Origin of the sequence: Sphingobium chungbukense, assembly GCF_001005725.1 — a bacterium.
Classification (GTDB): domain Bacteria; phylum Pseudomonadota; class Alphaproteobacteria; order Sphingomonadales; family Sphingomonadaceae; genus Sphingobium; species Sphingobium chungbukense.
This window is the reverse complement of the sequence record NZ_LBIC01000009.1, coordinates 216764-241439: the sequence shown is the minus strand read 5'-3', so window position 1 is coordinate 241439 and position 24676 is coordinate 216764. Positions and strand designations below refer to the sequence as shown.

Below are 24676 nucleotides of genomic sequence, written 5' to 3'. Positions count from 1 at the left end.
CCATCCATGATTGAGCGCAAGCCGTCTCCCGCGCCCCGACGAAGTCTCAAATCGCTCGAGGCGGGTTTGGCGCTATACCCGCACTTCCGGCAACATATCTCCCTTTCCGGCCCGGTGACGGCAGCTCAGGTCGCGGCGATTGCCGAGGCAACAGGCTTGAAGGAGCGGCAGATACGGACATTGGCTGCGCGATTTAGGGCGCATCCGGTCGCGGAGACGCTTGCTCCAAAACCGCGGGGACCCACTCTCGGATCGCACCGGATTGATCCGGAGGTGATGGCTGCGATCGAGACGTTGATCGAGGAAATTGCGCTCAAGATGGTGTCGCCGTCGCGGGCGGAAGCGGCGCGGCAGATATGGGGCCTGTTGCACGCGGATAATGGAAATCACGGGTTTTCCGCCGATCTGATCCCAAGCGAGAAAACGATCGATCGGCTGCTGTGTGAAATTCCGAGCCGCGTCTGGGCCAAAGCCACGATGGGATCAAAGACCAGAAGTGCCCATGAGCCACACCCCGGCGAATATTGCAGCGACGGATTTCTCGACCTGGTTCAGATGGATCATACCAGGGGTGATGTCATCCTGGTCGATAGCCTGAGGCGGGAACAGCTCGGAAGACCTTGGATCACCTTCCTCATCGAAATCTGGACCCGATCGATCCTCGGCTACTATGTCAGCTTCGGCGACCCTTCGATATTCCGGTGCGGGCGGGCGGTTGCGAGTGCCATGTTGCCCAAGGAGCCGATCCTCAATCATCTGGGAGTGGACGTCAGCTACCCAATGTATGGCCTGTTCAGCCGCTTGCATGCGGACCAGGCTAAACCGCATCGGTCGGAGGGCTTCAGACGGGCCTGTGTGCGCAACGGGATAGACCCCGATGTCCGCAAGCCTGGGCCTGCCCATCTAGGCGGGCATATCGAGCGGCTGATCGGCACAATGGTCGGAAAACTGAGACTTTTGCCCGGTGCGACGGGATCGAACGTCTCGGCGCGCGACGGGTACGATGCCGAAGCGGAAGCAGCGATGACGCTGGCTGAATTCGAGCGATGGCTCCTGTGCCAGATCGCGATCTATCACCACACGCCGCACAGCGCGCTGGGCGGCCTCTGCCCCGCTCAGATGTGGGAGCGGGAAGCGGCCAGACGCGGCCGGCTGCTGCCCCTGTCGGTCGATGCGGAGCAGCTCTTCCGCCAGTTCCTGCCGTCGACGTCCTTGACGGTCCATGCCAAGGGCGTTCGGATCAAATATCGCCATTACTGGCATCAGGCGCTCGCCGCCCGAATCGGCCAAAAGGTCGAGATCAGTTGGGATGAGCGGACGATCCAGCATGTCTATGCCGACCTGGACGGCAGCTATGTGGAACTGCCGGTCATCGGCCAGTATCCAGACGTTTGGGAGGCGGACTGGGAAGCCGGCAGAGCGAGGGTCAGGGCCTTGGGCAGGGCCTATCAGGCCGATGGCGGTCGCGCCGCGACCGCACGGGCGGTTGCTGCCGCCAACCAGGAAATCCACGACGCGCGCGCCCGCACGAAGGAGGCGAGGCGCCAGGCCAAGCGCCGGGAAGGGGAGGGGACGACACTGGCGGACCTGCGCGTTGCCCGAAAGCCCGAACGGCCGCCGGTTGACTGGAAACCGGTCGCGGACCTGGGCGAGGATGACTGGTTGCAGGAGCGGACATGAGCGTGGCTGCACCACCGCCTTCCTTGGCGCCCGCATCCCCATTCTGGATCGATTTCGAAGAAGCCCACAACGCTGTGGAGACGATTGTCGAAGTCGCCCATGACGACCCCGAGGAACGCCCGACCTGCATCGTGCTCACCGGCCAGTCCGGCATGGGGAAGACCTCGATCTTGCGCGAAGCCCAGCGGCGCCTGACCGAGGCCTTTCCCGAGCCTGCCCATTGGGGCGAGGCGCGCTATCAACCAGTGTTGCGGACGGTCATTCCCTCGAGTCCGACCTCGCTCAAGATCAACCTCGCCTTGCTCTGGAAACAGGGCTGGCCGATCCGCACGAACACGCACAAAACCGCCGATTTGAAGGTGGTCGATCTCCTGGCCGCACAGGGTACGAGGCTGGTCGCAATCGATAATGTCCACGTGATGCTGACGGCCAGCGGCGTCGCGCGGCGCGACACCCTCGATGCGTTCCGTTTCCTGATGAGCGCGGGCAATGTGCCCCTGGTCGTGGCGGGCCTCGATGTCGCCCGGCAGATCTTTGCTGACGATGTCGAGCTGGCCTACCGTTCGATCATGCTCAAATTGCCGCTATGGGAGCCAGGCGAGCCCTCGCAGCGCCTGATCAGGGCGCTGGCGCGCGGCATGGGGATGGAAGAGCCCGACCATCTGGCCGACCCCGCCTTTGCCGAGCGCATTTGGCGCGAAAGCGGCGGGGTGACCGGAAATTTCAAGCGGATCCTGCGCTGGTCAGGAAAGGTCGCCAAGCGGCATGACCGTGCGCTGGTGACGCAGGACGACATCAGCCAGGCGTTGCAGCTCTTCATGCCCTACAGCCCGGAATGAGCGGCCGGGACATCGAACCCTTGGCGTTTCGGGTGAAGCCGCTGCCCGAAGAATGTTTCGAATCCTGGCTGCGGCGCTTGGCCGAGTGTCATGACACCACTCCCAAGGCACTGTTTCGCCATCTCGGGATCGACGCGGCGCTGGCCGATCGCGATCTGGCATCCTCAGCCGCTGGCGCGGCGGAACCGCGTCACGCCATGGTTGAGCGGTTGGCTTGGGCGACGATGGTACCGGAGAAGGCGATTTCCGGGACGTTCGTGGGCTGCCCGAAGGCCGATCTGTTGCCTTTGCCGCTGCGTTCGATCGGCTGCGCCCAGTGCTGGCGCGATTGGTTGGCGTCCGCCGAGCCATGGCGGATCGAGCGGAGCTGGATTTTGCGCGTGACCGCCTGTTGCGAAACCCATGCCTTGTTGCTGACCGATCTGCGGGGGATCATGGTCCGGGGGCATGGCAACGCGGCGCGGCAGCTGCTTGAGGAGAATGTGGATCGGACCCGGGCGCAAATGGCCCGCTTTACCTTGGTCAAAACCCGCCTCGCCTGGAATGGGACCATTGCGCGCGCCCATGTTCGCGGGAGTGACCCCAGTTTCGGGGCTATGCCGGCACGCTATCGGGCGGCGCTGGTCGGCAACTGCTTCCATATCGCACCTGCCCGTCATCTGCTCTTGGCGGCCCTCCACAGTAAAGACGGACTCCAAGCCGGCCAATGGGAGCAGATTTTCGGCTTCACGACGCGGCCCGGACGCGGCGCGCCAACGGGCAGGGCGCGGGGCGCGTCTGGCCCCAAACTCCCGGACCTCGCGAAGACGATCGCGAGGATCGGCCTGCGGCAGCTTGAGCGCAAGTGCCGGGAACTGGGCAAGGTCTGCAAGCGACTGGAGCGGGCCAAGGAGAACTACAGCTTTGTGCATTGGCAGGGTGTGTGGCGAAAGGGCCGTGCGGCGCTGGCGCACGAGGTGAGTCTCCGCCGCGCCGCCGAGATGGCTGGTGGTGAGATTTCCGCGCAGACCTGTTTGCGGGGCTTCCAGGAGGCGCTGGTGTATCTGCAGGAAGCCGGGTTGGCGGACGGTACTGATCCTGTCGCGCGTTGCGATGGCGATCGCTGGGACGATTGCCACGAGGATGTCCATCGCTTGCGGGCGCGGCTCGCCGCGTGCTTCGCCGATCCAGACTTTCGCGTCCTGCTCCATCTGCCAAGTCTTCCCGTCGGCTTCGACGCTTTGGAGGGGACACAGTGCCTCGCGCCGATCCAGATGAAAGCGGCGGCGTTTCTGACAGGATTGACGTTTAAGGGCGCATGACACGGAGCTTGCGCTGCCGCACGATGCAAAAATCGGCCGACACATGCCGGCCACAGGACATTTGGCTCAATTTTGCCCTCAGAGCCTCGTAGGGCGTGTTGAAGGTCTCCGAGCACCCTTGGCCTATCCGAGCCTCGTTTTCGCGCTCTAGGGGGCCTTTGCGGGCACTTTTATTTTATGGTTCAAAATCAATTATTTGCCTGAAATCTGCCGACTGAGCGGCCTGCAACGCTGCTTGAACAGCGGATCCAAGGCGAAAATTTCCATTCGCCCTGGAGTTTTGCAGCCGGCTCACTCGTCCAGATCATTTCCTCGACAGGAGGCATTCGCGCGGGCGAGCAGGCGGTCGATATCGGCCATGATCGCGTCATGTTCGGCATAAGGGCTGTCGGCACTGACGTCGTCCTCTGCTGCCGGGACATTATAAGTGCGTGGGGGCGGCAGGGCGCGAATGACCGCCTGATGTCGGGGAGCGGTTGTTTCGGCCAAGCCCGCTTTGACGAGCGCTGCCACAAGATCGCGCGCGCCGTTTTTCGATACGCCCAGGGCCTGCTCGATCTGCAGCGGGCGCAGCGGGCCAAAGCCGGCGAGCAGCCGGTACAGATGCGGCGCGCGCGACGTCGAGCGCAGGCGGGAAATAGCCGCCTGCATAACCTGCACCCGCGCATAGGCCGCATCCAGTTGTTCGCTCACACGGCGCGCGGCATTTCCGGCGGCCTCAGCCACTAGAATGGCACGCTCGCGCGGCCACAATTCGGGCCGGAGCGCTTCGGCCCGCACGGTGCCGGGTAAGGGGAGGGGAGGGGAGCCCGGGTTGCTTTGCGCGATCAGACGACCGGCGACAAGATCGAGCGCCCATAGCGGCATGGCGGACCTTGCCTGCTCGAAGACCATCGGCCCGGATGGCAGGGCAAGCAACTGGCGGTTCCGCTCGACAGGCGCGAAATGCGGCGAGCCTGCGGCTGCGTCGTGCAGGCGATCCAGCGCGGCGAGCGGCCAATTTTCCTCGGGACCCAATGCGAGGGACTCGGACAGCCTGGTGGCTTCCTCGACGGCGAACGCCGGCGGGATTTCAGGCTCAGCATGGTGCCTGTCCTGATCGAAGCGCGCCGCGGCGCGGATCTGCGCGGTCGCTTGCCCCAGCGGTTCCCAGGTGGACAGGGATAGCTCAGACAGCAGCGTGTCGGCGACCAACGCTGCCGGGGCGGTGATCTGGGTCGTGACGTCAGGCACGGGGGCGAGGCCGGAAAACCACGCGGAAAACCAGCCCTCGGCGCCGGAAAAGCCAGACTGGGCGAGGGCCTCGATGAGCATGAGGCGGACGAGCGCGGCGCAAAAATGATGGGCCACTTGGCGAGGCACATGTGATAATTTGCCTTGTAGTTGGCCCCAGGCAAGCGTGGCCTGCACCCGCGCCGCCATGAGCGCGTCGAGGGGCGCATCCTCGTCTGACTGGAGCGGATGGAAGGGGGGCGAGGGGTCTGCCATCCACCAAGTCTAGTTAAATCGACTTAACTGCACCAGCCTTGATCAGCCTTTTTTCGAACTAACGATAATGAGGTGTTATCGATAGTGACAGCCACATTTTCGCAGCTATAATCCCGTCCATGTGTCGTTTTCCCAATAAGACCGGACTCCACGCTGCCCGCGGTTTTGGGCGATATTTTTTTCCCAATAACACCGGATTCTTGCCAATAACGCCGGACTGGCCTGCCGGAGGCTGTCCCGCAGCGTCAGGCCGGGTTGGCCCATGAGCAAGAAATCAGATTTGCCGATGTCTGCGCCGGCGCCGCGCCTGGCACAACCGAAGGCGGCGGTTGCCGGGGAGATCGTGACGATCCTGCCGCCGGGCGAGACCAAACTGCCCCGTCGGCGTTCCGGGTCCGCGCGGAATCGCGAAGCCCAGCTCGTCGCCTTGCTCCAGGAACTGACGGGTGAAGGCGCTGGTCTGGTCGAACTCAATTTCAAGAAGAGTCTCGAGGCGCGGGCGCCCGCCAGCATCAAGGCGCTCGCGGTCGACCTGGATTGCTACGCGCACTTTTCGGCAGGGCAGGGCGGGATCGGTTTGCCCGCCAGCGAAGCTCGGCTCGTGGCCTATGTCGACTATTGCGAGACGCGTAAGTTCAAGCCGGCCACCGTGTCCCGGCGCCTGTCTTCGCTGGCGGTGGCCCATCACCTTCTGGGTGTTCCCAATCTCGTCGGTGCCGGGGTGGTCCGCGATGCCCTTCGTGGCCTGCGGCGCCGGGCCGGGGTCAGGCAGCGCCAGGCCGGCCCCTTGCGGTTCGGCGACGGAGTCGGGCCGGAGCCGGTCAAGGGGTTCACGCTTGCGGTCATGCTTGATGCCTGTGGGCGCGATGTCGTGGGACTGCGCGATGCGGCAATCCTGTCGCTGGGCTATGATGCCGGTCTGCGGGTGTCGGAACTGGCGGCGGTCGCGCTCGAACAGATTGAAGGGCAAGAGGACGGCTCAGCTCTGCTCGAGCTGGCACGCTCGAAAACCGACCAGGACGGGAAAGGGGCCTTGGTGTGGCTCTCGCCCGATACGATGCGGCGTGTGGCTTTGTGGCGGGAGGCAGCCTCCATACGCGCGGGCGTCCTGTTCCGCAGGGTGGCGGTGACCAGGACAAAGCCAAGCGAAGCCCGGCGCGAACGTACCATCAGCGATCTGGCCTATCATGCCCAGGTCGATCGCGACCGCATGGTCGCGCGGCCCGCGCGCGCTGCCACCGCGACATACAAAATTGGGGAAGACGCACTGACACCCGCCGCTGTGCGTCTGATCATCAAGCGGACGGCGCTCGCAGCCGCCGATCAGGGCCTGGTCGATCTCATGGGAGCCGATCTGGCCGAGGCGATCAATGCCCTGAGCACGCATTCGCTGCGGGTCGGGCTGACCCAGGACCTGTTCGCCAATGGCGAGGACGCGGGGCCGATTGCGCAGGCGTTGCGCTGGACCTCTACCGCGACTGCTCTACGCTATGGCCGCAAGCTGGCGCCGTCCTCCAACGCCGCGGCGCGCATGCTGAAGGGCGTCAGAAAGTGAGGCCGCTGCAGCGAATTCTGTCCGTCCGGCAAAACGGGGAAATGGGGCCGGATGCAGTCTTCTTTGTCCGGTCACAAGGGGCCAATGCGTTCAAGAGGGACGGGGGGCGTGGACCATGCTGCGATCAGAACAGCCCACAGACGCACTCCGGAGCACGGGCAAACCTCGAGCTCGCGTCCGGATGTTCTGAGACGAAATCCTTCCGCAAGAAATCACGCCGGCTTCATAGCCGCCGCACATCGAGAGAGAAGGAATATGTGTTCCGTTTTACGGTGATGCAGGTTGGCGCAGGTCATGGCCTTGCTGCTGTCATCAGTATGGGGATTGTTCCAATCGAGGTCGCCGGAGATCCCGAAGCTGGATTCGTTGCCCGTCACGCTCTTGACCTTTGCAGGAGGCCTCACCTGCCTGAGAAGGTGACGATCACGACATTTCGTGCGCCGCTTCGGGATATGGCGATCGAGGCTTTCCTGTTACCTGCAGCTGCCGACAGCATCCCCGTGCCCCCTGACATGAAGTCGGCCGTTTTCCGCAAACCAGCAGCGAGAAATCTGTCCCGATAAAATGTCATGATGGCTGCGGCATCGTCGCTGGTCTCCAAGGATATTTCGTGCAGATCCGATCCACTCCGGGCGCTGCTTGCCGACTTGACGATCGAACCGGGATATTGCGGTGCGAAGTCCGGCATCGAAATGTCTGGGGGCGGTGCTTCGCGCTCGAAAGACGCAGGCTCGGGAACAGGCGCGGGTGCAACCTTGGGCGGTTGTCTTTCTCCCCCGCTCTGCGCTGCTTCATTGCTATCGGACCCGCATGCCGCAAGTCCCGCCACGAACGGCAAAATCAACATACGCATGCCAACTCTCCTGCCAATCCCCGGAGGTTATCTCCAGGAGAGTGCGATTTAAATAGGCAGTCCGGCCTACGCTTGCCTCCCGGGTGCAAAGTGTCGCGACAGGCACGGTCAAGGCGGATGCACAATCCTGCCTCAACCCTGCAAATGCCCTTGCCAGGACAACGCTGCGTGAGCTAGGTCGCCGCATTCGCAAGGACCCGGTGCAACCCCGGGTGGCTATTCCGGCCGCCGATCCGCCGGACAACATCCCACATGACCCGAATTGATCCGCGCCACCTGAGCGCCATGTGCATTGTTGTGGAAATTTCCGAATGACTGGTACCTCTTCCTCTTACCGTCTCGCCTGGATGAGCGATATGACATCCATTCGCCGCGATATGCTCGCGGGCATCGTCGTTGCGCTTGCACTCATTCCCGAAGCCATCGGCTTTTCAATTATCGCGGGCGTCGATCCGAGGGTGGGGCTCTATGCCTCGGTGGTCATTGCGATGGTGATCGCTCTCCTGGGCGGGCGGCCCGGCATGATTTCCGCCGCGACAGCAGCCGTTGCGGTGCTCGTGACGCCACTGGTGCGCGAGCACGGCGTTCAGTATCTTTTCGCCGCCACCATCCTTATGGGCCTCATCCAGGCGGTAGCAGGGTTGTTGCGGCTGGACCTCCTGATGCAGTTCGTGTCGCGCTCGGTGATCACCGGCTTCGTCAACGCCCTCGCCATCCTGATCTTCCTGGCTCAACTTCCGCAGCTGACGAATGTCGGGTGGCAGACCTACGCCATGGTGGCCAGCGGGCTCGGGATCATCTATCTGTTTCCCCGCCTTACCAAGGCCGTGCCATCGCCGTTGATTTCGATCCTTGTCCTTACCATGGCCAGCGTGGGGCTAGGCCTTCCGGTGCACACGGTCGGGGATATGGGAAGGCTGCCAGAAGGGTTGCCGAGCTTCGCGCTCCCGCAGGTGCCCCTGACGCTCGAGACGCTCGGCATAATCCTGCCCTATTCCGTGACGATGGCGGCGGTTGGCCTGCTCGAATCGCTGCTGACGGCGCAGATCGTCGATGACATGACGGACACCGACAGCGACAAGCGGCGCGAGTGCCTGGGGCAGGGAGGGGCCAATATCGTGTCGGCTCTGTTCGGCGGCATGGGCGGCTGCGCGATGATCGGTCAGTCAGTCATCAATGTGACATCAGGCGGGCGCGGGCGATTGTCGACCTTCATGGCCGGTGCATTCCTCCTGTTCCTTCTCTCCGTCCTGGAACCCTGGGTAGGACAGGTACCGATGCCCGCGCTTGTCGCGGTGATGATCATGGTGTCGATCGGCACGTTTAGCTGGAACTCGATCCCGAACCTCCGGCATCATCCGCCGAGCTCGTCAGTGGTCATGCTGGTAACGGTCGCGGTGGTGGTGGCGACGCGCGATCTGTCGCTGGGCGTGCTATCCGGCGTGCTTCTTTCGGGCATATTCTTCGCTGGCAAGGTGCAGCGCATGTTCGCGGTCGAGCGCATCCTGTCCCAGGATGGGGATCACGCCACTTATCGGGTAAGCGGGCAGATATTCTTCGCGTCGGTCATTCGTTTCACACGCGCATTTCAGGAGGAGCAGGGCAGATCAAGCGTCACGATCGACGTGTCTGCGGCGCACTTCTGGGACATCTCGGCTGTGGGCGCTCTCGACAAGATCGTGGCGCGGCTGCGACGCGATGTGCGGGCCGTGCAGATCATCGGCTACAACAAGGCAAGCGAGGATCTTGTCGACCGCTTCGCACTGCACGACAAGACCGGAGTCCAGACAGGTTCGGTGCCGCACTGAGCTTGCCCATGTGACAGCGCGAAGCTGCACGCTGAACCGCTGGCGTGAAAGAGGCATGAGAGACTGCGGGCCGGTTGACAGCGAACCGTGCTGCTTTCCCAGCCTTGGGCATGGTAGCGTCTCCTTCCGGTTCCATGTAGTGCGAGCGACGAAGATAGGCTGCCTTGATCAGCCTCGCTTCTGGAGGAAAGAAAAAGGGGGTCGCGCAGATGCGTCGGGACAGAGTGATCGAAACGTCCATGCGGGCACGGCTGGACCGCATGGCGCTTTATCGCTGGTGGCGGCTGAAGCTGGTAGGCAGCGTCGAACATGAACAGGTCATTGCGGTCATAGCGGAGGAGAGCGGCTGGTCGCCGCGCTACCTCTTCATGACGATCATGTCGGCCGGGATCGCGGTGCTTGGCCTTCTGCTTTCTTCTCCGGCGGTGGTGATCGGCGCGATGCTGATTTCGCCCTTGATGAACCCGATCCTGGGCCTGGGCTTCAGCCTGGCGTTGTTCGATTTTCGCGAGATGCGCCGCGCCCTCGTCGCTCTTGGCGCGGGGTCTGCAAGCGCGATAGCCTTCACCGCCATGATCGTGGCGCTTTCACCCCTTCAGGCGCCAACCTCTGAGATCATCGCGCGAACCCGCCCCAATCTGTTCGATCTGGGGGTTGCCCTGTTCGCCGCGCTGGCTGGCACCTTCGCCATCATCAGGGGGCGTGGCGGCACCATCGTCGGCGTGGCGATCGCGACCGCGTTGATGCCCCCCCTGGCGGTGGTGGGTTATGGCCTTGCCACCTGGAACCTCCCGGTCCTGGGAGGAGCGCTCGCGCTGTTCGTCACCAATTTCGTTACCATAGCTTTGTCGGCGACCGTCATGGCCCGGCTCTACGGCTTTGGACATTTTCTGTCGAGCCAGCAAAGCTGGGCGCAGACAATCGTGCTCATGATGGTCTTCGTGGTGATGGCGGTCCCACTTGCCTTCTCACTCAAGCGTATCGCTACCGAGGCGGTCACAATCACCCAGGTTCGCTCCTTCCTGTCGGACCGGTTCGGCAGCGGCGCCCGCGTCACGCAGCTGGACGTCGATTTCGACGCGAGGCCGATGGCGATCCGCTCCGTCATCATTACCCCGCGGGAACGGATGCAACGCACGCCCATGCTCCAGGCCGAGCTCGCGCGGCGACTTGGTGAGCCACTGCGGCTCCAGCTGGACCAAGTGCTGCTGGAGCCGGGCGCCGGCGCGATCGAGGCGCAGCGGGAAGAATTGCGGCAGGCCAGCTCACCAGCGACCGCGGAAACGGCGCGGATAGCAGCCCTGGCCCGGCTGATCTCGCTTGCAGCGGGTGTTCCGGCCGATGCCATAACCATCGATCGCGATCATCGCCGCGCGATTGCCGCGGCCGCGCCGCTGCCCGGCGCAAGCCTGTCGAGCTATCGTGCGCTCGAACAGCGGGCGCGCAGCCAGGCCGTCGACTGGGACATTGCGCTCGTTCCGCCCCGCGGAGACATGCCACAGATCGTCTTTGCAGATGGTTCCGATACCCCCGACGCCGCGGCACGCGATGCGGCGCTTACGTCCGCCTGGGCTGCCCGGCGCTGGAATATCCGGGCGATAGCTGTTCCTGGTCTGGCCCAGGACAGCCCCGAGGCGCCCACGCTTGCCGAGCGCAGGGCGATGGCTATTGCCGCCCTGATACGCAGCGAGGGCATCGAGGCGGTCCCTGCTACCGCTGGGGGCGCAAGCTTCAGCCTGGCTCCAGCTCTTAACGCTGATATTCCATGAGCCGCGGAATGGCGTCGAATCCCCACTGGCCTGAATTGCCTTACCCTGGCCATCCCACCGGAAGGTCCGCCCGTTCAAGATGCGAGGCAAAGGGTCGGATTGAAGCCATGAAGATGAGCGGCATTTCTCGCAGCGCGGGCTAGCGCCGCATGATGCCTGACAACGCCCTTTCCAGGTCGCTAGACAGGAACGAGACCCTTGATCATCACTTTCATCGCACTGATCTGTGCCGCCGCAGTGACGGCTTTTCTCACCTTCAGCCGTTTCGCACGCACCGATAGCTGGCGCGCAACCGTCACGCCGCTCGCATCGATCATCGGCAGCGGTTTTCTCATCTGCGGCCCTATTCTGGCGCGCGAGTTCGGACGGGCAGCCATCATCGCCGAAGCGATTCTCCTGTTGATCGCCTATGCCGCAGGGGCCGTCATCCGCTTCAATATCGTTCATGTCGAAAATTATCTTGCGTCTGCTCGGGTCAATGATCCCCTCGCATGGCTCGCGCGGGCGACCCAGGGTGTCCTGGCCATCGCCTATGCGATTTCAGTGGCCTATTATCTCAAACTGCTTGCGGAGTTTCTGCTCAAGCCATTCGACACCGATCCGGCATGGCACATGCTGGCTTCCAATGCGATCGTCACCACGTTCATCGTTGCGATCGTGGCGCTTGCCCTGGGGAACGGGCTGCGCCGTGTCGAACATCTTGCTCACGGCACGGTCGCTCTCAAGATCGGCATCATCGCCGGGTTGCTGGCAGCACTTGCGTGCTGGTGGCTCACAAATGCCGCCGCCGATCCCCTGCCGCCCGCACGGGTGAACTGGAGCAGCATATCCCTCCTCCTCGGACTCGTCATCACGGTCCAGGGATTTGAGACCTCCCGTTATCTCGGCCATGCCTATGACCAGGCGCTGCGCATTCGCACGATGCGGCATGCTCAGTGGATCGCGTCCGCCATCTATCTTGCCTTTCTGGCGCTCCTTACGCCCTTCCTGGCGCGCGCTGCTCAGGCTGAGGGCGTTGCAGGCATCCTTGATATCATGACGATCGTGGGACCCGCGCTGGGGCTGTTCGTACTGGTGGGAGCCGTTTCCAGTCAGCTTAGCGCGGCTGTCGCGGACTCCATCGGTTCAGGAGGCCTCATGAGCGAGGTGACGCAGCGGCGGGTGAGCGTCCAGGTGGCATTTGCGCTCGCCGGCTCACTGGCGGTGGCGGTTGTGTGGCTGACCGATCCATTCGAGGTGGTCGCGATATCCTCGCGCGCCTTTGCCCTGTTCTATGCGTTGCAATGCAGCCTGGCCTTCATCGTCGCGAGGCGCACCGCAACAGCGGGCGGCGCGCGGCAGATGGGTTTCCTTCTGGTGGGCATGGTCTGTATCGTCGCAACGCTCGTCGGCGCTCCAGCCGAAGGATAATTGTGTCATAAAGACATAAGAGGCCCGAACGAGGTTGCCATGGCACCCGGTACATCGCCTGGCGTGCCTTTTCCTGGAGGGGAGGGGTTGCAGCCTGACCGCCGGAGCAGTTAGGATTTACCCTCACGCTCTCTTGCGATTGCTCGGGCTCGAGCTACTTGCAAAAACATTCAGGAGAACGCCGGATGCCAATAATTTGGCGAAATCTTATCGCAGCAATTTTCGCGGCGGCTGGGACTGCCCAGACCATGGTGGTGGATGCACAGACCATCGGCGGGGAGCGGATGGTCACTTACGCTGATGTTGCAGACCTCTCCTACTCTGCCGGATTGATAGCATTGGTGCGGGTCGACACGATGATTGCGGTCGATCCCTCTCGCTCGGCGGCAGGTCGCCGGGGATATGGTCGCTTTTACATCGAGGGCGAGGCCAGAGCCCTGCTCGTGAGCAGGAAGCCCCTCGGACGCAACGTCCGATATCTGGTTGACCTGCCGCTCGATGGTCGTGGTCGAGCCGATGACCTGGAGGGGGAGGAAGTCTTTATCTTCGCTCGCAGAGTTGCGGGTAAGCCCGGCGAACTGCAGCTTGTCACCCCCACCGCGCAGCTGCCCTGGAGTCCTGCGGGGGAAGCGCGCCTGCGGGCTATACTGCGAGCCGCTGTTTCGCCCGATGCCCCTCCGCCTGTAACGGGCGTTCGGGCCTTGCTGCATGTACCCGGCGCATTATTGGAGCAGGGTAGAACGCAAATATTCCTCGATACGCAGGATGGCTCCTTTGCATCGGTAACCGTGCGGCATCGGCCTGGCGAGCGGCCAAGCTGGCACGCCTCCTTCTCCGAGCTTATCAAGGATGCAGGAGGGCCTCCCTCGCCAGATAGCCTCGAGTGGTACCGGCTGGCTTGCTCATTGCCCGACATGCCGCCGCCTGGTGCAAATATATCACGGACTCAGGAGGCGCGTGCGCGAGCCGTGGCCGATTACCGTCTCGTGCTCGAAACTCTGGGTCAGTGCAAACGGAGCCTGCATGTCAGGCCGCAGATGACGGCTCAGTCGTTCCTTGCGCCAGACAAGGCCTGAGCCATTTCGGCTACCAGCGTGGATCGGGTTACCTTCCTTCTGACAGCGCAAATGGTCCAGGGCCGCGCCTCGGCAGGTTCAGGACTGCCGTGAGCCACCCGAGAACAATGCAACGAAACTGGAAATCGTTCGCGCGGTCGTCCACCATTCGGGTGCGCCGGCGTCTTCGGCAAAGCGAGGCGACCTTTATTCTGCTGGCAGCCGCGGCCGGACTGGCCGCCGGACTGATGACGAATGTGCAGCAATGGTTGGCGCACGGGCTGCAGCACCTATTCTATGGTGTCGAGGGCAACCGACTGAGCGCGCTCGGAGCTATTCATCACCCCTGGCGTTTGCTGGCGCTGCCCCTGGGCGGCCTCATGCTGACGCTTTTTGCCCTTCTCCTGAAAGGACGCAAGGGGGCGCCCATCGACGTTGTCGAAGCAAATGCCCTCCATGGCGGGCGCATACCAGGGGCTGACAATCTCATCATTGCGACCCAGACGGTCATTTCCAACGGCATGGGCGCCTCGGTCGGGCTGGAAGCGGCCTATGCGCAAATGGGCGGAGGGGCTGCCTCGATGCTTGGGCAGTGGCTGAAACTGCGCCGCAACGACCTGCGCACGTTGGTGGGAGCGGGCGCAGGCGCCGCAATCGGTGCGGCATTCGGCGCTCCGCTGACCGGGGCTTTCTACGCCTTTGAAATTGTTATCGGTCACTATACGCCCTCGGCGATCGCGCCGGTGATCGCGGCTGCTCTGGCGGGTGTCTTCGTGACGCGAGCGCTGGGCGGAGAGCCCTGGCTGATTGCGACCACGGCCCACCGCGCGATCACGACCGGCGATTATCTTCTCTATGCCCTGCTCGGTCTGCTGTGTGCATGGCTGGGTATACTCATCATGCGCCTGGTCACCTTCACCGAGGTGCGGGTGCAAGGCTGGACCAAGCTTGGAAGATGGAAGCCGCTGGTCGGCGGGTTGCTGCTGATACCTCTGGCTCTGGCGTCACCCCAGACACTGTCGGCAGGACATGGGGCGTTGCACCTCAACCTGGTCCTGCAGCCTGCCCTTACCCTCCTGCTACTCATTTTGGGCCTGAAGATCGCCGCATCGGTGATTTCCCTGAGTTTTGGCTTCCGGGGCGGCCTGTTCTTCGCATCGCTGTTCCTGGGATCGCTGGCGGGCCAGATTTTCGCCGGGCTCGTCAACGCAGGAGGATTGGGGATCTTCCTCGATCCCAACGATGCAGCGCTTGTGGGTATGGCCGGGCTCAGCGTATCGATTGTCGGCGGACCGATGACGCTGGCCCTGCTGATGCTCGAGACGACCCACGATTTTGCGCTGATGGCTGTTGTGCTGACTGCTTCCTTGCTGTCGAGTACAGTGACCAGGGAGATGTTTGGTTTTTCCTTCTCGACATGGCGGCTGCACCTGCGTGGTTCGAGCATCCGTAGCCCTCGCGACATCGGCTGGGTGCTGAGCCTGACCGCCGCGCGCATGATGCGGCGTGACTGGGCATCGGTGGGCGAGGATTGCACGGTGGCCGAGTTTCGGCGCACCGTCCCGCTAGGGTCGGCGAGCAAAGCGATCATGACCGATGCGGTCGGACATTATCGCGGCATTGTTCCGACGGCTGCCGCCTATGCGCCGGGACTTGATGGGGATGCGCAAGTGGCAGCGCTTGCGGTTCTGCGCGATGCCAAGCTGAAGCCGGATGCCGATATCCAGACCGTCCTGCCCCTGTTCGACCGGTGGGCTGCTGACGAACTCGCGGTAGTCGATGGTTCCGGCCTGGTGATCGGCGTATTGACAGAGAAACATGCCCGACGGCGATATTTCGAGGAGATCGAGTCCTCCCAACGGGCTTTGTTCGGGGAGAGCTGATGTCACCCTTATCTTCATGGGCGCGTGTAACGGGCGGGGCCGAGCGGCGGTTCGAAAAAGATGGCCTTGACGCGCGATGCGAGGGCTTCCATCGGAAATGGCTTGGTGATGACGTGCATGCCTGCCTCCAGATGGCCATGGTTCAACACTGCATTCTCCGCATAGCCGGTAATGAAAAGAACCTTGAGGCCAGGCCTGGTCGCCCGCAACGCCTCTGCGAGTTGGCGTCCGTTCATGCCGGGAAGGCCGACGTCGGTTACCAGCAGATCGATGTCGCGCCCCTGCGCTAGCAACTCCATCGCTGCCGGTCCGTCAGGCGCCTCGATGGCGTCATATCCCAGGTCAGTCAGCGCTTCGATGATGAGCATGCGGACGGCAACTTCGTCATCCACGACGAGGACCGTTTCACCCCCGTCCGTCCGGGGGGCCGCGGACAGGGGGAGCGGTGAAGCGTCGGCCACGACGGCCTGGCCGTCTCGTGGCAGGTAGATCGCGACAGTCGTGCCCATGCCTGGCGTCGAGTGGATGCGTACGTCGCCGCCCGACTGGCGCGCAAATCCATAAATCATCGACAAGCCGAGGCCGGTCCCACTGCCTATCGGCTTGGTGGTGAAGAAAGGCTCGAATGCTCTGGAAATGGTCTCGGCATCCATGCCTGTACCGGTGTCGCTGACCGACAGACAGATATAATTGCCGGGCATCATGTCGCGCCGACGGCCTGCATGCTCGTCGATCAGATGATCCTGCGTCTCGATCATGATCCGTCCACCGTCGGGCATCGCATCGCGCGCATTGATGCACAGGTTGAGAAGCGCGTTCTCGAGTTGGTTCGGGTCCACCAGGATGGATTTCAGATCGGTGGCCAATCTTGTTTCGACCAGGATGGCCGGACCGACGGTCCGGCGAACGAGATCTTCAAGGCCGCAGATCAGCCCATTTGCATCGGTGGGTCGGGGGTCGAGCGTCTGCCGACGGCTGAAGGCGAGCAGGCGGTGGGTCAAGGCTGCCGCTCGCTTCACCGCATCCTGTGCTGCGTCCATGTAGCGACCGATCTCGCCCGCGCGGTCCTGAGCAAGGCGAAGCTGGATCAGTTCGAGGCCACCGCCGATAGCTGTGAGCAGATTGTTGAAATCGTGAGCGAGACCGCCTGTCAGTTGGCCGACTGCCTCCATCTTCTGGGACTGCCGCAACGCATCTTCCGCCCGCAGCAATTCGGCGGTCCGCTCTGCTACCTGGCGTTCAAGCGAGGCAGCCAGCTCGGCGAGCTCTTGCTCCGCGCGGCGCCGCTCCACAGCATCGCGGGTTCTCTCGGCCACTTCACGGACAAATGCGACATCATCTTTAGACCAATGGCGCGGCGTGTCATTGTTGACAAAGATGAGGGCGACAAATCCGCCCTGCTCATGCAAGGGCATGTTGATGAATGCGCGAGCGTTGATTGCCTCGAGCACCGCTGATCTGTCGGCGGTGCGCGGATCGAGGCGGGAGTCATCGACGCACACCGTTTCGCCGTGCTTCAGATCCTCGATGTAGGTGCCGTGCTCGCGAAACTGCAACGTGCCTGCTATGGTCGCGACACCGACTGCGTTCCAGTCCCGCTCGATCATGATCGTCTCCTGGATGCGGTCGACCATGCCGTAGCCGGCCCGGCTCACGCCAAGCGTCTGACCGAGGATCTCCGCTGCGGCGTGCGATATGTCGGCGCTGTGATCGAGGTCGCGAAAAAGGTCGTTCAGGCGAACCAGGGCCTGGCGCTTCAGCTCCGCCCGCTTTGCACTGGTGATGTCCATCGAAACACCGGCAACCCGGATAGGTCTGCCATCGACGTCGAAGAAGGGCTGGCCACGGGACGATATCCAGCGTGTGCTGCCGTCGGGCCAGATGATGCGATATTCCTCCTGATGTTCGCGGCCGCCCGTGCCGGCCTCGATCATATTGTCGATTGCTCGCCGGCGATCTTCGCGATGAACCGCCGCAATTCTATCTTCAAAGGTGAACGGTTGTTCCGGTTCCCGGCCGAACAACCTCTTGCACTCTGCCGACGCGGTCAAGGTCCGGGACTGGAGTTCGAAGCTCCAGGTGCCAAAGCCCCCCGCCCGCAGCGCGAGCGCCAACTCCCGCTCGCGCTCGTCCTGGCTGCGCAAACGGGCGCTCACCTCGGCCATGAGGGTGGCGTTGTCACGTTCAAGCCCGGACAACCGTTCCCGCTCAAGCGTCACATCCACCTGGCTGGCAAAGAAATAGGAAAGCTTCTTGTCGGCGTCGAACACCGGCGCCATGAGGAGCCGGTTCCAGAATGGCTCGCCATTCTTCCGGTAATTCCTGATGTCGACTTCGACCGGATGAGCATGCTCGACGGCCTCGTGGAGCAATCGCCTGGTTTCCGGGTCGGTGGCTTCACCCTGCAGAAAACGGCAGTTACGGCCAAGGATTTCAGCGCGCCCGTATCCGGTCAGTCGACAAAAGGCATCATTGGCAAACACGATCGGATTATCGGCAAGCCGGGGATTGGTGATGATCATCGGCATCCGCGTGGCATGCACCGCGGCGACGAAGGGGTCTGTAAAAGGGTCGAGGCCGCTTAGCCCGTTCTCGATCCTTTCGTCATCCGCGATGCTCTTGCAGGAACGATTGCTGCTATCATTTCGATCGGACAACGTGGCTTCCTAGCGGGGCAAGGGTCAAAGGTTCCGCTACTAGACCTCAAAGGCTCCTCGTCATCAAGCCACCGAGCGCCGTGATCGGAGGTGCGCATAATCATGTCCTCATGCATAATCCGGTTCCCTCAGCGAAGCGGACGAACTGCTGATCGGGTTCCCGCACAAATTAGACGTGGGAGCGGAATGCTTGAATGCGTCTGCGGATGACCACTCGATCACCGTCACCCTGCCGAGAGGCCTGACGCCGACCCTGATATTTCTGCATCCTACATCGTGAGGTTCGGATCCCTGCCATGGGGAGGACCGGTCGCCGCGGCGCGTTGCCCTTAAGTATGTTTCCCCATAGCTGCTGGAGACGACCCATCGTAACTTGGCGCCCTTCTCGTGGAGGCGCTCATGAAGAATATTCTTCTTCTGGTACATGATGACGAAGGTCAGGAAGCGCGACTTCAGGCGGCTCTCGACCTGGCCCGTGCGCTTGGCGGTCATCTGCAATGTATCGACGTGACGCCCTTTCCCGTCATCGCTGGCGATCTCTATGCCGGATTTGGCGAAACTGCGCTCCTGCTTGATGAGCGGGACAGCGAAGCCCGCAACAAGAAGCGGATCAGTGCTCACCTTGCCAAGGAGGACGTCAGCTGGGACTGGGTCGATACCACTGGTGAAATCGCCAGCTGTCTTCTTAAGGAGGCCTCGCTTGCCGACATCGTGGTGCTTAATCGGCAGCTCGACAGCTACCCGCTTCCCGACATGCGGACAATCGCCGGCCAGGTGCTGATGCACGCCCGGGTCCCGGTTCTGGCCGTTCCGCAGCATGTGAAGAGCTTTGCCTTAAAGAGGGCTCTGCTGGCATGGGACGGCCATCCCTCGTGCATCGCCACCATGCGAGCCTGCACCCCCTTGCTTGCGCTGGCAGAAGAAGTTGAAGTGCTGACCATCAAGGATGGGTCGATACAGGCTGAGCCGAGCGACGCTGCCCGATATCTCTCGCGTCACAATGTGAATGCGAGCATACGGGTTCTTGACGACCGCCTTCATCCGGTGGACGCCATCATCGAAGAAGAAGCCAGCCAGTGGAAGGCCGATTATCTCATGATGGGCGCCTACGGGCGGGGCAGGATCATGGAAACGTTCGGCGGCGTGACCCGGCGTCTGCTTACGCATGGCAAGAGGCCCACCCTATTGGGGCATTGACCCCTTTTTGCGGACTGGCCAGGACGTCGATTCGCCCGGATGGCGTGCCGCAGGCGAGGCCCTTTCGCACAAGCTCTCCCCTGATATGGCGGCCACGCCTCCAGACAGGCCAGAGCCTTGTCAGGAGTGGCGCGAGGTGCGGGGACTGAAATAGGAGTTGCGACACTTAACCGGCCTACTTCAACCTTGCCGCGTGCATGGCGCCGATGAAAGAGCTCCGGGGTCCGCGCCATTTTCGGATGACCTTCCACAACCGGGGAGATCTCAGCGGCCGCCGCCTGGAACGCTATCCTTGCCACCGGCGGCGCAGGACCGCATCAGGGCGAAACACACCTTGATGCGCATCGGCGCTTCGGCTGTAGCCGACCGTCAGCACGGCAGAGACTCCCAGGCCCAGGGCAGCGGCGACCATGTCAGGTCCAAGACCTCCGAGCCCGCCAAGTAATCCGATCAGCCCGAAGGTGCGAAGCCCGCGACCCTGCGGCCCTTGCCGAAATCCCGCTTGGCCCAGCCGCGCTCAAGCCCTACGAGTAGCCCTACGGCGATGGATGCAACCAGGGAGAGATAGGGATGAGCGATATCGAACATGGATTGCAATTGCCTAAGCGCGACACAGCGAATCCCTATAGCTTGAAGCCTCTGTCAGACCAATCTGGTCTTCATCCGGACGTTGGCGCGGGCGATCGTTGGCCGTAGAGCCATATCCCGCCTTCACATTAGAGAAGGAGCGCTTTTAGAGAAGGAGCGCTTTTCCGGACGTGCCGCCGCGAGGCGGCCGGCTTTTGCCGCGCGGGTCGCGGTTATCGACCGGCATTCTCAGCTGGAACTCCAAGCCCGATATTCGTCAGGGCCATCCCATCTGTGGTGATCTCGATCGCGAGCGGCAGTCCGCCCTGACCTGTCTGCTTTGGTTCGAAGGGAACAACCGCAGTGCTTGCCGTGATCATGCCACGAAGTGAGTACCTATGATTTTGGCCGCTTATTCCGTCGCGATCCGCCTGGCGCACCGTTGCTTAGGTTCCAGCGGCGCAGCAGCGGCGGCATGGTAAGGCCCTGCACGAAGATGGAAAAGGCGACGACGCCGAAGGTCAGGACCACGATTTCCCTCTGCTCGGGAACGCTTGGCGGTACGGCCAGCGCGAGCGCCAGACCGACCGCTCCGCGCAAGCCGCCCCAGACGAGGACATGCTGGTAAGTGGCCGGCAGCCGGAGCGATGATCGGCAGAACAGGAATGCGATCGGGTAGACCGCGGCGGCGCGGCCGATCAGAGTGAGCAGCACCAGCACCGCTAGCGCGCCGGAAACGAGGGTGAGGGGCTGATGCGCTTCATGGCTGCCGATCAGCAGGAACAGCACCGAGTTGGCAAGGAAAGCCGCATATTCCCAGAAGCCGGTCACATGCGGCTTGCCTGCCTCCGAGATGGACGTGCGCCACCCGAAATTGCCGACGATCACGCCCGCGGCGAGGGCCGCGAACACGCCGGACGCGCCGATCCGTTCGGCGAGGAGGAATCCGCCCCATGCGATGATAGTGGTCAGTGTGATCTCCACCAGATGATCGCGGGTGCGGCCGGCGATCCTTAGCACGATGAAGGCCACGGCGGCGCCCGCCACTATCCCGCCCACCACGGTCCACAAGAGAGAAGCAAGGACACCGATCGGTGTAAGAGCCTGTCCCTGCGTCAGCCCCATCAGGATGCCGAAGCCGACGGCGGCGACGCCGTCGTTCAGCAGGCTTTCGGATTCGACGACCATGCCCAGCCTAGGTTCCGCCTTCATCTCCTTGAAAGCGGCGATCACCGAAACGGGATCAGTGGCAGCGATCAGCACGCCCACGAACCCCGCGCCGATCCAGCTCCAGCCGAGCAGCCAGTGCAGCCCGCCCGCAACAACGGCAGCGGAAATAGCCACCCCCAGGAAAGCGAGCGTGATAGTGAGCGGCATCTCCTGGCGGAACCTGGGCCAGTTCATCTGCAAGGCGGCCTCGAAGATGAGAGGTGGAAGGAAGATGTTGAAGATGAGCTCGCGCGAGAGCGGCAGGTCAACGCCGAACGGCAGCAAGGCAAGGCTGATGCCTGCCAGCACCAGCCCGGCCGTATAGGGCAATCCTATCCGCCGCGAGACCATCGCCACCAGCGACGCAACGACCAGCAACATGCCGAAATCCAGCAGGTCGATGTTGGCCACCGGGATTCCTCTTCGTTGTCGAGCGGCCTGGCTCCGCCGTTGCCCTTGCCCTTGCAATTCTGGAAACAAGAGGCAACCACCCAGACGGTCTCTCGTTCCCTTGGAGATCCCCCATCGTCAGGAGGAGATTAGCTGCCATGAATGACACGGGGCTGACCCACGCGCCGGAGAGCCGCACTGGCCCATGGATCCAGGTCAATCCGCCCGTTTTCTTCATTTCCGCTGGGCTGATCCTCGCTTTCGTCCTGTTCGGCGCGCTTTTCACCGAGCAGGCATCACGGTTATTCGCTTCCGTGCAGACAATGATCACCGTTGATTTCGGCTGGTTCTACGTCGTTGCCGTTGCTGGCTTTTTGCTCTTCATCCTGTTCCTGATGCTCAGCCGCTATGGCGACGTGAAGCTTGGGCCGGACGAAAGCGAGCCGGACTATAGCTATATTTCCTGGTTCGCGATGCTGTTCAGCGCGGGCATGGGCATCGGACTGCTCTTCTTCGGGGTCGCCGAGCCGATCCAGCATTATGCGCGTCCCCCTGTTGGAGCGGGAAGCACGATCGAGTCCGCGCGTCACGCGATGGTGCTCACCTTTTTCCACTGGGGTCTGCACGCCTGGGCAATCTACATCGTCGTCGGTCTGGCGCTCGCCTATTTCGCGTTCCGGCGCGGACTGCCGCTCACCATCCGTTCCGCGCTGTTTCCACTGATCGGACAGCGCATCCACGGGCCGATCGGGCATGCGATCGACATATTCGCGGTGCTGGGCACGATGTTCGGCGTGGCGACTTCGCTTGGCTTCGGCGTGCTTCAGGTCAATGCGGGATTCAATCACCTGTTCGGCTTGCCGACCGAGCCACTGGTCCAGATCCTCCTGATCGCCGTGATCACAGGCATGGCAACCCTTTCTGCTGCCATGGGTCTCGACAAGGGCGTCAAGCGGCTATCCGAAATCAACATCATTCTCGCCGTGACATTGCTCGCCTTTGTGCTCATCGCCGGTTCAACCGTTTTCCTGCTCCAGGCTTATGTCCAGAATGTCGGGGCTTATCTCGGCAGCCTCGTGCAACGCACCTTCCGCATGTATGCCTATGAACCCAATGAATGGTTCGGCAACTGGACGCTCTTCTATTGGGGCTGGTGGATCAGCTGGTCGCCCTTTGTCGGCATGTTCATCGCCCGTATCTCGCGCGGGCGCACGATCCGCCAATTCGTGACGGGCGTGCTGCTAGTGCCGCCGCTGTTCACTTTCCTGTGGATGACGGTCTTTGGCAACACAGCGATCGACATGGATTTGCGGGGGACCGCCGACATTGCCGCAACCGCCGTCAACAATATGCCGGTCGCCTTGTTCGAAACATTGGAGCATTTGCCTTTCTCCACCATTGCATCCGGCCTGGCGACGTTGCTCGTCATTACCTTCTTCGTCACCTCAGCCGATTCCGGGGCGCTGGTGATCGACATGATCACTTCGGGCGCGGAGGAAAATCCGCCGGTCTGGCAACGCATTTTCTGGGCGGTGAGCGCTGGGGTAGTCGCGGCGGTTCTGCTGGTCGCAGGGGGGCTGGAAGCCTTGCAGACGGCCGCTATCGCAAGTGCGCTGCCCTTTGCGGCGGTGATGATCGTCATCTGCTATGGGCTATTGCGCGCGTTGCAGATGGAAGAAGAGGGGTCCGCGATCGACTTGTCCACCGCCGCGCAAGCCGCGCCCTACCTGGTGGAAGGACCAAACTGGCAACAACGCCTCGCCAGCATCACGCGCTACCATGAGGAAAAGGAGATTGAGACCTTCCTGATCGACATCGCTTGCCCTGCGCTGAATGCGGTCGCGGCGCAGATGCGCGATTCGGACCTGACGCCCAGATTGGTGCAGGACGCAACCCATGTCGAACTTCGCGTGCCCCATGAGGAGCGGGGCGAATTTCGCTATGGTGTTCGCGCTCGCGCCTTTCGGGCTGCGAGCTTCGCGTTCGCCGAGCCGCGCAGGCGACCTGAGGCAGAGCGCCGCCACTATCGGGCTATGGCGCAAAGCTCCGAGGAGGATCACCCGCACGACGTCACCGGCTACAGCGGGGATCAGCTGATCAATGATCTGCTGAACCGCTATGCGCGGTTCAGGCACATGCGGCGGCTTGCCTGAACCATGTTGGCGGTTTCAGGCGGCGGCGTCGTTCGGCACCATGATCAGGGTGCGTCCCTCGACCCGCCAGGACGCGAGTTGCGACAGGAAATTCATTCCCAGCACATCGATGTTGCCGAGGGCGGGCGAGATGGCGACCTTGAGGCCGCGAGCTTCTATTCCCCCAAGCACGATACGGGCGACCGTCCCGGTTTCGGCGGGTACCACGCCATTTGCTGTGCGCATGACGATGGGCAGCAGGCCGCTGCCACGATCGACAGAGGCCCGCCGGGCTGTCCCTTCCGAAAGGGTTGTGACGGTCGCGCCGCTGTCTATCAGCAACCTTCGTTCGACGCCGTTGATGGTCGCCCGCGCCCAGAAGTGGCCGTCGGGCGACATGCGGACATGCACCTCCTGACCGCTCACTTGCTGGCCATCGATGCCCAGTTGCGAAGCGAGGCGGGCTAATATGGGGTCGAACGGCGCCTGCTGGAGCAGCAGGAACAGGCAGAAAGCCAGGACGCTGAAGGAAAACAGCGCTCGCAGCAGCCGCCCGACATAGGGGATGTTGAAGAGCAGGATCAGGAGGGCGGCAGCGGCCAAGGCATAGAATGCCATCTGCTGCCATTCAGGATTGATAGACACGGGCATGACGCTGGGTGAACCGCTGGGCTGGAGGTTCGATCCAATCCGCGTGCCTCAGTGAACGACGAAGCATCGACCGAACGGGTTGTCGCCCATTTTACTGATCGAGTTTGGCGTCCATGGAACTCGAGGCCCCTGTTCGCATTCACCGTGTAGCAACATACCGGAAACAAAGGGGGCGAGCAGCGCAGATTTTTCCGCCCGCGGCTGATACATGGTTACGCCTTGGCGTCGCGGC

At 62.6% G+C, this 24676-nt stretch carries 17 protein-coding genes and 1 other annotated feature; of the genes, 12 read left to right on the top strand and 5 right to left on the bottom strand.

Annotated elements, in window-relative coordinates; genetic code table 11:
- The first annotated feature begins 276 nt into the window (after positions 1–276).
- Genes YP76_RS19040 through YP76_RS19030 form a run of 3 tightly spaced genes read left to right on the top strand, consistent with a single transcriptional unit; the run spans position 277 to position 3820 of the window.
- Entirely contained in the window at positions 277–1680 is a 1404-nt protein-coding gene (locus YP76_RS19040; protein WP_232307638.1) for a Mu transposase C-terminal domain-containing protein, read from the top strand.
- Positions 1677–2519 carry a TniB family NTP-binding protein gene (locus YP76_RS19035; RefSeq protein ID WP_046765159.1) on the top strand — a complete coding sequence of 281 codons (843 nt, stop codon included), beginning with the start codon at positions 1677–1679 and terminating at the stop codon, positions 2517–2519. The genes YP76_RS19040 and YP76_RS19035 overlap by 4 nt, the downstream gene beginning before the upstream one ends.
- Positions 2516–3820: a TniQ family protein gene (locus YP76_RS19030; protein WP_046765158.1), complete on the top strand. Its 1305-nt coding sequence runs from the start codon at positions 2516–2518 to the stop codon at positions 3818–3820. The genes YP76_RS19035 and YP76_RS19030 overlap by 4 nt, the downstream gene beginning before the upstream one ends.
- A gap of 291 nt (positions 3821–4111) precedes the next feature.
- Here the strand turns inward: YP76_RS19030 and YP76_RS19025 are convergent, their stop codons facing one another.
- The gene (locus YP76_RS19025; RefSeq protein WP_157035834.1) at positions 4112–5242 is read right to left on the bottom strand and encodes a hypothetical protein; all 1131 of its coding nucleotides are present in this window, start codon (positions 5240–5242) and stop codon (positions 4112–4114) included.
- A 328-nt stretch (positions 5243–5570) separates the two neighbouring features.
- On the opposite strand from YP76_RS19025, the gene YP76_RS19020 reads away from it, so the two are divergent.
- From YP76_RS19020 to YP76_RS18990, 7 genes are all read left to right on the top strand, one after another.
- Positions 5571–6863, top strand: a complete 1293-nt coding sequence (locus YP76_RS19020) for a site-specific integrase (RefSeq protein WP_232307637.1) — start codon at positions 5571–5573, stop codon at positions 6861–6863.
- Positions 6864–7120: 257 nt separating this feature from the next.
- Positions 7121–7426, top strand: a complete 306-nt coding sequence (locus tag YP76_RS28785) for a hypothetical protein (RefSeq protein WP_232307636.1) — start codon at positions 7121–7123, stop codon at positions 7424–7426.
- Positions 7427–7906: 480 nt separating this feature from the next.
- Positions 7907–7962 (top strand) — a sequence feature (sul1 is cis-regulatory element that is thought to sense ions involved in sulfur or methionine metabolism; They are found in Alphaproteobacteria).
- A gap of 65 nt (positions 7963–8027) precedes the next feature.
- On the top strand, positions 8028–9524 hold the full coding sequence (locus tag YP76_RS19010; protein WP_046765155.1) for a SulP family inorganic anion transporter: 1497 nt from the start codon (positions 8028–8030) through the stop codon (positions 9522–9524).
- Positions 9525–9733: 209 nt separating this feature from the next.
- Positions 9734–11293: a DUF389 domain-containing protein gene (locus YP76_RS19005; RefSeq protein WP_046765154.1), complete on the top strand. Its 1560-nt coding sequence runs from the start codon at positions 9734–9736 to the stop codon at positions 11291–11293.
- Positions 11294–11491: 198 nt separating this feature from the next.
- Positions 11492–12703, top strand: coding sequence for a hypothetical protein (locus YP76_RS19000; protein WP_052757492.1), 1212 nt, complete (start codon positions 11492–11494; stop codon positions 12701–12703).
- A 185-nt stretch (positions 12704–12888) separates the two neighbouring features.
- A complete protein-coding gene (locus tag YP76_RS18995; protein ID WP_046765153.1) occupies positions 12889–13779 on the top strand; it encodes a hypothetical protein in 891 nt (296 codons plus the stop codon).
- A gap of 107 nt (positions 13780–13886) precedes the next feature.
- Positions 13887–15641, top strand: a complete 1755-nt coding sequence (locus tag YP76_RS18990; protein ID WP_046765152.1) for a chloride channel protein — start codon at positions 13887–13889, stop codon at positions 15639–15641.
- 14 nt (positions 15642–15655) lie between these two features.
- Here the strand turns inward: YP76_RS18990 and YP76_RS18985 are convergent, their stop codons facing one another.
- Positions 15656–18298 carry a PAS domain-containing protein gene (locus YP76_RS18985; RefSeq protein ID WP_232307635.1) on the bottom strand — a complete coding sequence of 881 codons (2643 nt, stop codon included), beginning with the start codon at positions 18296–18298 and terminating at the stop codon, positions 15656–15658.
- 399 nt (positions 18299–18697) lie between these two features.
- Here YP76_RS18985 and YP76_RS18980 point away from each other — a divergent pair, with 399 nt between their 5' ends.
- The gene (locus tag YP76_RS18980; protein ID WP_046765317.1) at positions 18698–19495 is read left to right on the top strand and encodes a universal stress protein; all 798 of its coding nucleotides are present in this window, start codon (positions 18698–18700) and stop codon (positions 19493–19495) included.
- 450 nt (positions 19496–19945) lie between these two features.
- Here the strand turns inward: YP76_RS18980 and YP76_RS28360 are convergent, their stop codons facing one another.
- Both YP76_RS28360 and YP76_RS18975 read right to left on the bottom strand, forming a co-directional pair.
- Positions 19946–20083: a hypothetical protein gene (locus tag YP76_RS28360; protein WP_198147546.1), complete on the bottom strand. Its 138-nt coding sequence runs from the start codon at positions 20081–20083 to the stop codon at positions 19946–19948.
- 375 nt (positions 20084–20458) lie between these two features.
- Entirely contained in the window at positions 20459–21682 is a 1224-nt protein-coding gene (locus YP76_RS18975) for a cation:proton antiporter (protein ID WP_046765151.1), read from the bottom strand.
- A gap of 137 nt (positions 21683–21819) precedes the next feature.
- On the opposite strand from YP76_RS18975, the gene YP76_RS18970 reads away from it, so the two are divergent.
- Positions 21820–23814, top strand: coding sequence for a BCCT family transporter (locus tag YP76_RS18970; protein ID WP_046765150.1), 1995 nt, complete (start codon positions 21820–21822; stop codon positions 23812–23814).
- Positions 23815–23829: 15 nt separating this feature from the next.
- On the opposite strand, the gene YP76_RS18965 is transcribed toward YP76_RS18970, so the two are convergent.
- A complete protein-coding gene (locus YP76_RS18965) occupies positions 23830–24444 on the bottom strand; it encodes a retropepsin-like aspartic protease family protein (RefSeq protein WP_052757491.1) in 615 nt (204 codons plus the stop codon).
- Between the last annotated feature and the right edge of the window lie 232 nt (positions 24445–24676).